This is a genomic window from Streptomyces sp. NPDC111606, from assembly GCF_055656945.1.
Map to the genome: position 1 here is coordinate 458,758 of NZ_JBVKBY010000001.1, position 12,857 is coordinate 471,614.

Below are 12,857 nucleotides of genomic sequence, written 5' to 3' on the forward strand. Positions count from 1 at the left end.
CCTACCGAGCTGCCGGGACTCTGAGGGCGGCCAGGACCGGAAGGTGGTCCGTGGCCGCCCTCAGGTCTGTCTGCGTGATCCCGCGATGGCCGAGGGGAACTCCGCATCCGGCCACTTCGATGCCCTTCGTCGCGAAGATCGCGTCGATGCGTTGGTGGGGGTCGGCCGGGGTCGAGGTGTACTCGCTGCCCCAGGGGCTGGTGGCCCAGCAGTCCTGGAGTCCGTCGGCCAGGCGGCGGAAGGTTCGGCCGCCGGGGCGTTCGTTCAGGTCGCCGCCCGCGACGGCGTGCTCCACGCCCATGCCGGCGAGACGGTCGAGCAGCATGCCGCCCTGTGCGTAGCGCTCGTCCTTCTGCAGGGAGAGGTGGCAGCAGAGCACGCCGAGACGGGCGCCGCCGAAGCGGACCACTGCCGTGGCGAAGCCGCGTCTGTGGAGTCCGGGGGTGAGTGGGAGGAGTACGTCCTCGGTTCGCTCCACCGTGGCCCTCAGATTGCACAGGATCGCCGGGCCCGCGGCCGTGGCGCCGCCCGTGAGGACGACGAGGTTCGCTGCGCGGGCCAGGCGGGAGAGTTTCTTGCGCCAGCGGAAGAACCGGGGGGCTTCCTGGATGAGGACGAGGTCGGGGTCGCAGGCGGTGATGACGCGGGCGAGGGCGTCCGTGTCGTCGCGCATCGAGCGGATGTTGTAGCTGAGTACGCGGATGAGAGCGGAACCGTCGGGCTCCGTCCGGGAGTTGGGCAGCAGCTCCATGTGGATCAATTTACGCCCAACGGCTCGGGGCGCGAGGCTGGTGCGCGAGTGCCAGTCGGGTGTGGCTGGTCGCGCCCACGCGGCGGAGCCGCGTGCTGATACAGCCCCGCACCCCTGAGGAGTGGGACCCGCCGGCCCGCTACATGATCGGGTCGGGCTCCCTGGCCAGGTCCGCCGCGCCCACCAGGCCTGCCTTGTTGCCGAGCTGAGCGGCGATGACGTCCGCCACGGGGCGCCAGTTCCCGCCCACGAGCCAGCGCTTGTAGGACTTGCGGATCGGGTCGAGGACCAGTTCGCCCTCGTCCGAGAGGCCGCCGCCGACGATGAAGGCGGACGGGTCGAAGAGGGAGGCCAGGTCGGCGAGGCCGGCGCCGGCCCAGCGGGCGAGCTCGCGGTAGGAGTCGACGGCGACCGGGTCACCCTGGCGGGCGGCCATGGAGATGTGCTTGCCCTCGATGCCCTCGGGGCTGCCGTCGCCCATGCCGAGCAGGACCTCGGCGCTCTCGGGGGTGGCGTTGGCGCGCTGCTTGGCGTATCGGACGAGGGCACGGCCGGAGGCGTACTGCTCCCAGCAGCCCTGGCTGCCGCAGCCGCAGAGCAGGCCGTCCGGCACCATGCGGATGTGGCCGAACTCGGCGGCCACGCCGTAGTGGCCGCGGCGCAGCTTGTTGCCGATGATGATGCCGCCGCCGAGGCCGGTGCCCAGGGTGATGCAGATGACGTTGCGGTGGCCCTTGCCCGCGCCGAACTTGTACTCGCCCCACGCGGCCGCGTTGGCGTCGTTCTCCACGACGACCGGGAGGCCGACGCGGGCCTCGACCTTCTCCTTGAGCGGCTCGTTGCGCCAGTCGATGTTGGGGGCGAAGTAGACCTCGGAGCGCTGACGATTGACGTAACCGGCCGCACCGATACCCACGCCGACGATCTCGTGCCCGGCGCGCGCGCCCTCCACCGCGGAGGCGATGGCGTCCACGATGCCCTCGGGCGTGCCCGGGGTCGGCACCTTGTAGGTCGAGAGGATGTTGCCTTCCTCGTCGACCACGCCGGCCGCGATCTTCGTGCCGCCGATGTCGACGCCGATGGTGAGTCCCATGAATCCCTCAGTTTCGGTCGAGCCCCGCTACGGCCAACCGTACCCGAGCCCCTGCCGTCGGAGTCGCCGTCGTCCGCCCGGCGGACGGGGCCGGCCGAGCCCCTGAACGCGGGGGCTCGGCTCGTCCGGCGACCGGGGAATCAGTCCAGGTCGATGCGCTCTCCGGGACCGGCCTCGTCGCCCCGGTCGGGGCGCTCGTCCAGGTCGTGCCCGCGCGTCTCGCGGGTGGTCCAGCGCTGTTCCTGGGCCTGGACCGCGGAGCGGTAGGCGGCGAGGAGTTCGCCGCCGGCCGCGGCCAGGTGGTCGAAGACGTCGGGGTTGCGCTCGATGACGGGCTCGACGGCGGCCTTGGCCTGCTCCACGACCTGCTTGACCACCTGCTGGGCGGCGGGTCCGGCGACCGCGCCGAGCAGCGGGGACTGGAGGGTCGAGAGCTTGTCCGCGACGGCGTCGACGAGCTTGCGCAGTTCCTCGGCGGCCGAGCCCGGGGGCGTGCCGTACTGGGCGCGGCGGCGGGCCTTCTCCTCCGCGAGGTCCTCGGCGCACGCCGTGGACCAGGCGTCGGCGTCGGTCGCCCGTACCTCGTCGATCGCCTCGTGCTCGGCGTCGGACGGGGGGAGCTCTTCGCTCATGACGGACTCCTGACTACGGTTCGTCTCTACGACGTTACCCGAACGGGCGTACCTGCTTCACCGGGTCCTCGGCCACAGACCCGGATCCGGCGCGAACCGGATCCGCAGCTCGCCGTCGCGCAGCGCGGCCCCGTCCACACCGCACCGGCGCAGGGCGGACGGCAGGGGCACGATACGCCGGAACTGTCCCGCGGTGAGGACGAGTTCGTCGCCGCGCCGGACGAGGTCGAGTTCGTCGCGTACGGCGCCGGGCAGGGGGATGTGCCAGACGAGGACGCCGTCCTCGGCGAGCCGGTCGACGACGGGCCACTCCACGGTGGACGACGTCGTGTTGACGGCGGGCACGGCGAGCGCGGCGAGGTCGTCGGAGCCCCGGGGGTCCCGGCCGAGGTGGCCGACGCCATGGACGTCATGGTCCTGCTGCCATTCCTCCAGGACCTTGCGCTGCTGGGTGACGGGGCCGTCGAGCCAGCTGCCCGCCGCGGCCTCCGCCTCCGGCAGGACGCGGTTGGCGATCAGCAGGTCGGGGCGCAGGCCGCGCAGGGCGAGCGCGAGGGTGGCGGCCCGCACGGCGTCGGCGCCGGCCGGGCCGGGTTCGGCGACCAGCCGTACGACGGTGTCGCGGTCGTCGACCACGGCCTCCACGGCGGCAAGCTCGACGTCCCAGCGGGCGGCGGTCTCGTACAGCCACTCCGCGGGCATCGGAACTCCGGCCAGCCGCCCGAGGACGGGCCGCAGCGCGCGGGCCGCCTGCCGTTCGGACGGGATCAGCCGGCGAAGGTAGCGGCGCAGTTCCTCGGGGAGCGAGAGCAGGGCGAGGGCCTGCGGGGTGGCGGGCAGGTCCACGACGAGCAGCTCGTGCCGCTCGGCGAGGGCGGCGTCCCGCAGTGCCCGCAGCAGCGCGAGCTCCTCGGCCCCGGGCAGCGGGGTGACCTCTTCCGGGTCCAGCCGGGAGGCACCGAGGAGGTCGAGGGCGGCGGAGGCACGTTCCTGGAAGCCGGCGAGGTCCTCCCGGAAACTCAGCGCCGCGTCGGGGCGCCAGGCGGTGAGGGTCTCGCTGACCTGCGTCGGCTTTGCACCGGTCGGCACGCCGAGAGCGGCACCGAGGGTGTCGGTGCGGTCGCCGCCGAGAACGAGGGTGCGGGTGCCCGCACGGGCGGCGGCGAGCGCGGTGGCAGCGGCAACGGTGGTACGGCCGCTGCCGCCGGGGCCCGTGATCAGGATGGTGCGCATGGGGGTGAACCGTAACGGACGTCGGGATGAAGGCCGCTTGGAACGCAGCCCCGGCCTGACCACACCGACTACCCAGGTGACGCCGGTCCAGGCACTCCGGCCCGTCCGGCGTCCGAGGACGGGGCCGCTGCCTACTTGCCCGACTCGACCCGCTTCTTCAGCCCCGCCAGTGCCCGGTCGATGATGACCTTCTCGGCCTTCCGCTTGATCATCCCCAGCATCGGGATCTTGACGTCCACCGTCAGCTGGTAGGTGACCTCGGTCGAACCCGCCCCGGCCGGCTTCAGGATGTACGAGCCGTCCAGCGACCGCAGCATCTGGGACTTCACCAGCGTCCAGGACACCTCGTTCGCACCGGTCCAGGTGTAGCCCAGCACCTGGTCGTCCTTGATCGCCCCGGCGTCCATGACGAGCCGGACCTGCTCGGCGCGGCCCTCGTCGTCCTTCTTGAGGACCTCCGCCTCCTTCACCTCACCGGTCCAGTCCGGGTAGCGGGCGAAGTCGGCGATCACCCCCATGACATCGGCCGGTGCCGCCTCGATCGTGATGCTCGAGCTGGTGTGTTCCGCCATCGCCGTGGCTCCTCCAGATGCGGGCCGGTAAGAAGTCGTGCTGCGCACGCGTGCGCAGCGTGAAGGCTACCGCGCGCCCGACCAGCCGACTTCACCCCCACCTGCGATCCTGACCGGATCCCGGCGGACCACTCACCATTCCAGTGCCCACGGCTTCCCCGACTCGGCGAAGTGCCCCACGTTCACGCACTCCGTCGCCCCGATCCGCATCCGCCGCACCAGCGGCTGATGGACGTGCCCGAAGAGGGAGTAACGGGGACGCGTACGGCGAATCGCCTCCAGCAGCGCCCGGCTCCCCCGCTCGAAGCGCCGCGCCACGGTGTCGTACACCAACTCGGGGACCTCCGGCGGAATGTGCGTGCACAGCACGTCCACCTCCCCCACGGCCTCGACCTTCGCGGCGTACTCCTCGTCGCTGATCTCGTAGGGCGTCCGCATCGGCGTCCGCAGGCCCCCGCCCACGAAGCCGAAGGTCCAGCCCCCGATCTCCACCCGCTGCCCGTCCAGCACCGTCGTGCCCGGCCCGGCGTACTCCGGCCACAGGGGCGGCATGTCGACATTGCCGTACGTGGCGTACGTAGGCGTCGGGAACGCGGCGAACATCTCGGCGTACTGCTTGCGCACCGCCTTCTCGATCACGACACCCCGGTCCGAGCCGATCCCGGCCCACAGCCGCGCCCCGAACGCGCGCGCCTCCTCGAAGCGCCGTTCGGTGCGCAGCTCCACGATGCGGTCGGCGTTCTGCCTGCCGAACAGGTCGGGGAAGATGCCGCGCGAGTGGTCGGCGTAGTCGAGGAACAACACCAGGTCGCCGAGGCAGATCAGGGCGTCGGCGCCCTCGCCGGCTTTGGCCAGGTCACGGACGTTGCCGTGCACGTCGCTGACCACGTGAACGCGGGTCCGGCGGTTTCCGGTCGGTGTCGGTGCCATGGCGATCAAGGGTAGGCGTGTGCGGCAAACGTGAACAGTGGCGGCGGGACCCACGGTTACTGGCCAGTCGTCAGACGGCTCGACTAATGTGCGCGCAGAAGCACCAATCCGTGTGACGCAGCGAACATCTCGTCGGGACCCCCTGTCGAAGAAGCCATACCGGCGGGTAACGTCCGGTCGGTCCAGTCGTGCTCAGGATTTCAACTTGTGAATCCCTGAGTACCTGCCCGAGCCTTGGACCGCACCGTCGCATCACACAACGTCGTGGCGCCGGCGCCCTATGAGGAGCAGCAGTCTTGCGCGAGTTCAGCCTTCCGGCTTTGTACGAGGTCCCTGCGGACGGCAATCTGACCGACATCGTCCGCAGAAACGCCGCGCAGCACCCGGACGTCGCCGTCATCGCCCGCAAGGTGGGCGGTGCCTGGCAGGACGTGTCGGCCACCGCGTTCCTCGCCGAGGTGCGCACGGCCGCGAAGGGGCTCATCGCCGCCGGGGTCCAGCCGGGCGACCGCGTGGGCCTGATGTCCCGTACCCGCTACGAGTGGACCCTGCTCGACTTCGCGATCTGGTCGGCGGGCGCGGTCACCGTGCCGGTGTACGAGACCAGCTCGCCGGAGCAGATCCAGTGGATCCTCTCCGACTCGGGCGCCACCGCCTGCGTCGTCGAGCTGGACAGCCACACCGCTGCCGTCGAGTCGGTGCGCGACCACCTGCCCGCCCTCAAGCACGTCTGGCAGATCGAGGGCGGTGGCGTCGAGGAGCTGGGCAGGCTCGGGCAGGACATCAGCGACGCGACGGTCGAGGAGCGCAGCTCGCTGGCGAAGGCCGACGACCCGGCGACGATCGTGTACACGTCCGGCACGACGGGCCGCCCCAAGGGCTGTGTCCTCACCCACCGCAGCTTCTTCGCCGAGTGCGGCAACATCGTCGAGCGCCTGCGGCCCCTGTTCCGCACCGGCGAGTGCTCGGTCCTGCTCTTCCTCCCGCTCGCGCACGTCTTCGGCCGCCTGGTGCAGGTCGCGCCGATGATGGCGCCGATCAAGCTGGGCACCGTTCCGGACATCAAGAACCTCACCGAAGAGCTGGCCTCGTTCCGGCCGACGCTGATCCTGGGTGTCCCGCGCGTCTTCGAGAAGGTCTACAACTCGGCGCGCGCCAAGGCTCAGGCGGACGGCAAGGGCAAGATCTTCGACAAGGCGGCGGACACGGCGATCGCCTACAGCAAGGCGCTGGACACCCCGTCCGGGCCGGCCGTCGGCCTGAAGATCAAGCACAAGGTCTTCGACAAGCTCGTCTACAGCAAGCTGCGCGCGGTGCTCGGCGGCCGGGGCGAGTACGCCATCTCCGGCGGCGCCCCGCTGGGCGAGCGGCTCGGGCACTTCTTCCGCGGCATCGGCTTCACGGTCCTGGAGGGCTACGGCCTGACCGAGTCCTGTGCCGCCACCGCCTTCAACCCCTGGGACCGCCAGAAGATCGGCACGGTCGGCCAGCCCCTGCCGGGCTCGGTCGTGCGGATCGCGGACGACGGGGAGGTGCTGCTGCACGGCGAGCACCTGTTCAAGGAGTACTGGAACAACCCGGGCGCGACCGAGGAGGCGCTGGCCGACGGCTGGTTCCACACCGGTGACATCGGCACCCTCGACGAGGACGGCTACCTCAGGATCACCGGCCGCAAGAAGGAGATCATCGTCACCGCGGGCGGCAAGAACGTCGCCCCGGCCGTGATCGAGGACCGGATCCGGGCGCATGCGCTGGTCGCGGAGTGCATGGTGGTCGGCGACGGACGGCCGTTCGTGGGCGCGCTGGTCACCATCGACGAGGAGTTCCTGGACCGCTGGTGCGCGGACCACGGCAAGCCGGCGGGTTCCACCACGGCGTCGCTGCACGAGGACCCCGACCTGCTGGCCGCGATCCAGTCGGCGATCGACGACGGCAACGCCGCGGTGTCGAAGGCGGAATCGGTGCGGAAGTTCCGCATTCTTCCCTCCCAGTTCACGGAGGACTCGGGCCATCTGACGCCGTCGCTCAAGCTCAAGCGCAACGTCGTGGCGAAGGACTTCGCGGACGAGATCGAGGCGATCTACCAGAAGTAGCCGCCCCGTTCCGAGGCGGTACGACGGCTCATGGCGCGGTGTCCTCCACGAGGACCCGCGCCATCGTCCGTTCGGCGAGCGCGGTGATCGTCACGAACGGATTCACCCCGATCGACCCGGGCACGAGCGAACCGTCGGTGACGTACAGCCGTGAATACCCCTTCACCCGGCCGTAGTTGTCGGTCGCCCTCCCCAGCACACAGCCGCCCAGCGGGTGGTACGTGAAGTCGTCGGCGAAGACCTTGCCGGCCGAGCCGAACAGGTCGTACCGGTAGATCGTGGCGTTCGCCCTGTTGATCCGGTCGAACAGCTTCTTCGCCATGCCCACCGACACGGCACTCTGCGCGGCACTCCACCCGAGCCGCACGTTGCCGCTCCCCGAGTCGTACGAGAACGACGCGCGCTCCGAGTTCTTGGTGATCGCCAGATAGAGGCTGATCCAGTGCTCCAGCCCCATCGGCAGGGGCGCGATCTCGGCGAAGACGGGGTTGGCCGCGTTGGCCCAGTCGTCGATGCCCATGACCGGCATGGTCGACTGTTTCGCCCCGACCGTGTCCCACAGGTGGTTGGCCCGCCCGAGCATCACGTTGCCGTTGGTCCCCCACCCCGCGCCGACGCTCGCGTCCAGGGCGGGCAGCGTGCCCGACTCCCGGGCGCGGACGAGGAGTTCGGTGGTGCCGATGCTGCCGCCGCCGAGGAAGAGGTACGTGCAGCCGTACTCCTTGGTCTCGACGACCGTGCCGGTGTCGTCGATGCGGTCGGCGGTCAGGACGTACGTCCCGTCGGCGGCCCTGCTGATCGACGTGACCCTCTCCAGGGTGTGGATGGTGACGTTCCCGGTGCCGAGCGCGGCGGCCAGGTACGTCTTGTCGAGGCTGCGCTTGCCGTGGTTGTTGCCGTAGATGACCTCGCCGGCGAGCGCGGACCTGGTCGCCGTGCCTGCCGCCTCGCGCTGCATGTGCCCGAAGTCGTAGACGTTCGGCACGAAGGTGGTCCTCAGGCCGGCGTTGGCCGCGTGTTTGCGGGAGATCCGGGTGAAGCGGTACCACTCGGTCGACTCGAACCACGCGGGGTCGATGCTGTTGACGCCGAGCATGGAGCGGGCGCGCGGGAAGTAGGTGCCGTACATCTGCGCGGTGTCCACGGTCGGGAACTGCTCGGCGAAGTAGGACTGGAGCGGGGTGACGGCCATGCCGCCGTTGACCAGGGAGCCGCCGCCGACGCCGCGGCCGACGTACACGGACATGTGGTCGTAGTGCACGAGGTCCAGGGCTCCCGGGTAGGGGCTGATGTCCCTGTTGACCACGTCCAGCCACAGGAAGGTGGCGAGCGGGGCCTCGGTGCGGGTGCGGAACCACATGGACCGGCGGTCGGGGGCCCTCGTGGAGCAGAAGATCTTCCCGTCCGGGCCGGGGGTGTTCCAGAGGCGGCCCATTTCGAGGACGACGGTGCGGATGCCCGCCTGGCCGAGGCGCAGGGCGGCGACGGCACCGCCGTAACCCGAGCCGATGACGATGGCGGGGGCGGACTCGACCGCGTCGGGCTCGGCCGCCCGGGCCGAGTCGAGGGAGATTCGGGTGAAGCCGAGGGCGGCCGCGGTCTGCAGGGCCGCCATACCGAAGATTTGACGTCTAGTCAGCTGACGTTGCATCAGTTTTGCTGTCATGCGCGCAGCATGTGCGGATTTTTTCGTTCCGCCTAGAGTCCGGGAACCCCGGTCACAGCAAAGCTTTGAGCTTCTCCGCCAGCAGGTCCCAGCGCCACTTCTCCTCGACCCACTGCCTGCCCCGCTCCCCCATCCGCCGGCGCAGCTCGGGGTCGCCGAGGAGCGTGACGACACGGTCGGCCGTCTCCTCCGGGGAGCCGCCCCTCACCACCCAACCCGTCTCGCCGTCCAGGACCGCGTCCGGCGCCCCGCCCGAGTCGCCCGCGACCACCGGCAGGCCCGTCGCCGAGGCCTCCAGGTAGACGATGCCGAGGCCCTCGACGTCCAGGCCGCCCCGGCGGGTCCGGCAGGGCATGGCGAAGACGTCGCCGGCGCCGTAATGGGCGGGCAGCTCGGACCAGGGGACGGGGCCGGTGAAGTGGACCGAGTCGGAGACGCCCGTGTCGTGGGCCAGCTTGCGGAGGTCCTCGTCGTACGGGCCGCCCCCGACGATCAGCAGTACGGCGTCCGGCTCGGCGGCCAGGATGCGGGGCATGGCCAGGATCAGGGTGTCCTGCCCCTTGCGGCGCACCAGCCGCGACACACACACGACCACCGGCCGGTCCGTCAGCCCGAGCCGCGCCCGGACCTCGTCACCGCCGGATCCCGGATGGAAGGTCTTCTCGTCGACCCCCGGCGGCAGCTGGGCCATCCGCGAGGCCGCGTCCGGCGTCAGCGCGGTGGCGATCCGTGAGCGCGTGTACTCGCCCAGGTACGTGATCGTGTCCGTCGACTCCCCGATCCGGCGCAGCAGCTGACGGGCCGCGGGCAGCTGGGCCCAGCCCGCCTCGTGGCCGTGGGTCGTGGCCACCAGCCGTTCGGCGCCCGCCCTGCGCAGCGCCGGTGCCATCAGGCCGAGCGGGGCCGCCGCCCCGAACCACACCGACGTGCAGCCGTGCTCACGCAGCAGCCCGACCGCGCGGCGGGTCGCCGCGGGTGTCGGCAGCAGCATCGTCGTACGGTCCCGTACGACCGTGAAGGGCTGGTCGGCGTCGAAGGCCGCGGTGGCCTCCACGCCCTCGCGGCCGCGCTTCCAGGTGGAGGCGTAGACGACCAGCCGCTCCGGGTCGAGCCGCAGCGCCATGTTGTGCAGGAACGCCTGGATGCCGCCGGGGCGGGGCGGGAAGTCGTTGGTCACGATCAGGGTCTTGTGCACGCCGCCGACCTTACCGAAGCCGCTGTTCACAGCCGGTGCCCGGCCACGTGTGTGGCCTGCACACAGGTGGACACGACATCATGTTCACTCAGGCGGGAAGCGAACGGCAGGGGATCCGGTGGAGACGACGGGCACGCGGCGGTCCTTGGCGTGGCTGCTGGGGATCTGGGGCCTGACCAGGGTGGTCCTGCTGCTCTTCGTGTTCAAGGTGTACGTCTTCCCCGGCCCGGACGTCACCAGCGACGTGTCGGTGATCTACCAGGGCTGGTACGAGGTGCTGCGCACCGGAACGTTCCCGCTGGACGACGTCACCTGGCAGTACCCGCCCGCCGCCGCGCTGCCGATCCTGTCCCCCGCCCTGGTGTTCTGGCTGGACTACACATCGGCGTTCTTCGTCCTCGCCTTCACCGCCGACCTGGTCGTCCTGCTGCTTCTGCTGTACGCGGGCGTGCGCCCCGGCCGGACCCTGGGCGGCGCCTGGGTGTGGGTGGCGGGCGTGCCGCTGCTCGGGCCGACCGTGTACGCCCGCTACGACGTGATGGTCACCGCCGTCGCCGTGGCCGCGCTGCTGGCGGGCGCCCGGCATCCCCGGCTGATGGGCGCGCTGACGGCCTTCGGGGCGATGCTGAAGGTCTGGCCGGTGCTGTTGCTGGTCGCGGCCCGCAGGCGCGGCACGTGGCTGTCCGCCGCACTGACCGCCGGAGCCATAGCGGCCCTGTTCGCCGTCGCCATGCCCGGCGCATTCGCCTTCCTGACCTTCCAGCGCGACCGCGGCACCGAGGTGGAGTCGCTGGGCGCGCTGGTCTTCCACGTGGCCCGGCAGTACGGCTGGGACGGCCAGGTCCTGCTGAACTACGGCTCGGTGGAATTCCTCGGCCCGTACGTCGACGTCGTCAGCGCGGCCGCCCTGGTCCTCAGCGGGCTCGCCTTCGGCTGGCTGCTGCTGTGGCGGCTGCGGGCGCGGCGGTTCGCGTCGCACACCCTCGCGGACGCCGCCTTCGTGGCGGTGCTGATGTTCGTGACGACCAGCCGGGTGATCAGTCCGCAGTACCTGGTGTGGCTGGTCGGCCTCGCGGCGGTGTGCCTGTGCTTCCGCGGCAGCCGGATGGGGCTGCCCGTCGGTCTGGTCCTCGCGGCGTGCTTCGTGACGGTCCTGGAGTTCCCGGTGTGGTTCGCGCACGTCGTCGCCAGCGACGGCCTCGGCGTCACCCTCCTGTTCCTCCGCAACGGCCTGCTGGTCCTCGCCACTCTCCTCGCCGCCCGCGCACTGTGGCGCTCGACGGTCACCCGCCCCGCCCCGGCCCACGTACCGGCTCAGGCCACCCGCGCCAAGGAAACGTCACTGCCGTCCTGACGCCGGGTGCGTCGCCGGAGCAGCACCAGGACCGCGGCACATTGCACCGCCATGGCCGATCCCAGCGCCAGGCACACTCCCGGCAGGCCCAGGCCGGACAGCGCGTATGCGAGCGGCAGCTGTACGGCGGTACCGAGCACCGTCACCCGGAGCAGCACGGGCGCTCCCCCGCTCCCTTCGAAAACCCCGCCGAGCGCGATGAAGCAGGCCATCAGGAGCAGATAGGGCCCGACGCAGCGCAGGAAGAGCACACCGGCGCGGGCGACGTCGTCACCTGCGCCGAAGGCGGCCATGATCCATGGCGCGGTCACGCCCAGCAGCACGGCCGCCGCGAGCGCGAAGGCCCCCGCGACCAGCACCGCCTGCCGTCCGATCGCAGACCGGGCGTCCGCACCGCCGCCGAGCAGGTGCGCGGTGTGGATGGCGGCGGCCTGGCGGACGGCGTAGCAGCCCATGGTGGCGACGTACAGGACCTTGTACGCGATCGAATACGCGGCCACCGCCGTCACGCCCAGCCGTGCCACGATCGCGACCAGGGCCAGCGCGCCCGCCTGCCGCACGGTGAAGTCGGCCGACATCGGCAGCCCGGTCCGCAGCGTCCGCCGCAGGGCGTCCCCGACCGGCTCGGCGGGCGGCACCTCGGCAGCCGCGCGCAGCAGCCGGTTCCTCCGCAGCGCGGCCAGCCCCACAGCCAGGGCCACGCTCCGGCACAGCACGGTCGAGGCGGCGGCGCCGGGGACGCCGTAGGCCTCGATGAGGAACGGGTCGCAGACCAGGATCAGTCCGCCCGCGAGGAGCGCGAGCCGCATCGGCGTCCTGGTGTCGCCGGCCCCCTTGAGGATGCCGTCGACCAGTGTCTGCGCGAAGAACACGGCGACACCCGGCAGCGAGATCGCGAAGTACTGCACGGCCAGGGGCAGCGCGGCGCCGTCGCCGAGCACCAGCCGCGCCAAGGGTTCCCGCCCCAGAAAGCCACCCACCACGACCACCGGCGTGACCAGCGCCCACACCGCCCATCCCCCGCGCACCGCGGCCCGCATCGCCCCCGGGTCCCGCGCGCCCCTGGCATGCGCGACCAGCACGGTCGTACCGGAGCCGAAGACGAGGGCCACGCCGAGCAGGACGTTCTCGGTGTGGGTCGCGACGGCCACGGCGGCCACGGCCGGGCCGCCGAGCCGGGAGACCCAGACGGTGTTGATGATTCCGGCGGCCACCGAGGCGAGGAGCGAGAAGTAGACGGGGTGGGCGAGCGAGATGAGCTGCTTGCGATGCGCGTTCACGATCCGGCCCCCTTTCAGACTGTTACCTCGATTCGAGGTAGCTCGATAAGAGGTACCA

Annotated in this window: 11 protein-coding genes; 2 read left to right on the top strand and 9 right to left on the bottom strand. The window is 71.4% G+C overall.

What is annotated here, in order from left to right; all coding sequences use genetic code 11:
* Position 1: 1 nt before the first annotated feature.
* From ACZ7M7_RS02125 to ACZ7M7_RS02150, 6 genes are all read right to left on the bottom strand, one after another.
* Positions 2-751: an endonuclease/exonuclease/phosphatase family protein gene (locus ACZ7M7_RS02125; protein WP_383596501.1), complete on the bottom strand. Its 750-nt coding sequence runs from the start codon at positions 749-751 to the stop codon at positions 2-4.
* A 139-nt stretch (positions 752-890) separates the two neighbouring features.
* Positions 891-1,844 carry an ROK family glucokinase gene (locus ACZ7M7_RS02130; RefSeq protein ID WP_383623912.1) on the bottom strand — a complete coding sequence of 318 codons (954 nt, stop codon included), beginning with the start codon at positions 1,842-1,844 and terminating at the stop codon, positions 891-893.
* A gap of 140 nt (positions 1,845-1,984) precedes the next feature.
* Positions 1,985-2,476 (bottom strand): DUF5304 domain-containing protein, encoded by a 492-nt coding sequence (locus ACZ7M7_RS02135; RefSeq protein ID WP_383596495.1) that lies wholly within the window; start codon positions 2,474-2,476, stop codon positions 1,985-1,987.
* Between the two features lie 57 nt (positions 2,477-2,533).
* Positions 2,534-3,709 carry an ArsA family ATPase gene (locus tag ACZ7M7_RS02140; protein ID WP_472111890.1) on the bottom strand — a complete coding sequence of 392 codons (1,176 nt, stop codon included), beginning with the start codon at positions 3,707-3,709 and terminating at the stop codon, positions 2,534-2,536.
* 131 nt (positions 3,710-3,840) lie between these two features.
* Entirely contained in the window at positions 3,841-4,281 is a 441-nt protein-coding gene (locus ACZ7M7_RS02145; RefSeq protein WP_383596489.1) for an SRPBCC family protein, read from the bottom strand.
* Between the two features lie 132 nt (positions 4,282-4,413).
* Positions 4,414-5,211, bottom strand: a complete 798-nt coding sequence (locus ACZ7M7_RS02150; protein WP_472111893.1) for a metallophosphoesterase family protein — start codon at positions 5,209-5,211, stop codon at positions 4,414-4,416.
* A gap of 296 nt (positions 5,212-5,507) precedes the next feature.
* Here ACZ7M7_RS02150 and ACZ7M7_RS02155 point away from each other — a divergent pair, with 296 nt between their 5' ends.
* On the top strand, positions 5,508-7,304 hold the full coding sequence (locus tag ACZ7M7_RS02155; protein ID WP_383596483.1) for an AMP-dependent synthetase/ligase: 1,797 nt from the start codon (positions 5,508-5,510) through the stop codon (positions 7,302-7,304).
* 28 nt (positions 7,305-7,332) lie between these two features.
* Here ACZ7M7_RS02155 and ACZ7M7_RS02160 read toward each other — a convergent pair whose 3' ends face one another.
* Together ACZ7M7_RS02160 and ACZ7M7_RS02165 are read right to left on the bottom strand one after the other, a co-directional pair.
* A complete protein-coding gene (locus ACZ7M7_RS02160; RefSeq protein ID WP_472113862.1) occupies positions 7,333-8,955 on the bottom strand; it encodes a GMC oxidoreductase in 1,623 nt (540 codons plus the stop codon).
* Positions 8,956-9,022: 67 nt separating this feature from the next.
* On the bottom strand, positions 9,023-10,165 hold the full coding sequence (locus ACZ7M7_RS02165) for a glycosyltransferase family 4 protein (protein ID WP_451169405.1): 1,143 nt from the start codon (positions 10,163-10,165) through the stop codon (positions 9,023-9,025).
* A 118-nt stretch (positions 10,166-10,283) separates the two neighbouring features.
* Between ACZ7M7_RS02165 and ACZ7M7_RS02170 the strand changes: the two genes are divergently transcribed.
* On the top strand, positions 10,284-11,519 hold the full coding sequence (locus ACZ7M7_RS02170; RefSeq protein ID WP_451169407.1) for a glycosyltransferase 87 family protein: 1,236 nt from the start codon (positions 10,284-10,286) through the stop codon (positions 11,517-11,519).
* Here ACZ7M7_RS02170 and ACZ7M7_RS02175 read toward each other — a convergent pair.
* Positions 11,480-12,799, bottom strand: a complete 1,320-nt coding sequence (locus ACZ7M7_RS02175) for an MATE family efflux transporter (protein ID WP_472111897.1) — start codon at positions 12,797-12,799, stop codon at positions 11,480-11,482. The genes ACZ7M7_RS02170 and ACZ7M7_RS02175 overlap by 40 nt on opposite strands.
* Between the last annotated feature and the right edge of the window lie 58 nt (positions 12,800-12,857).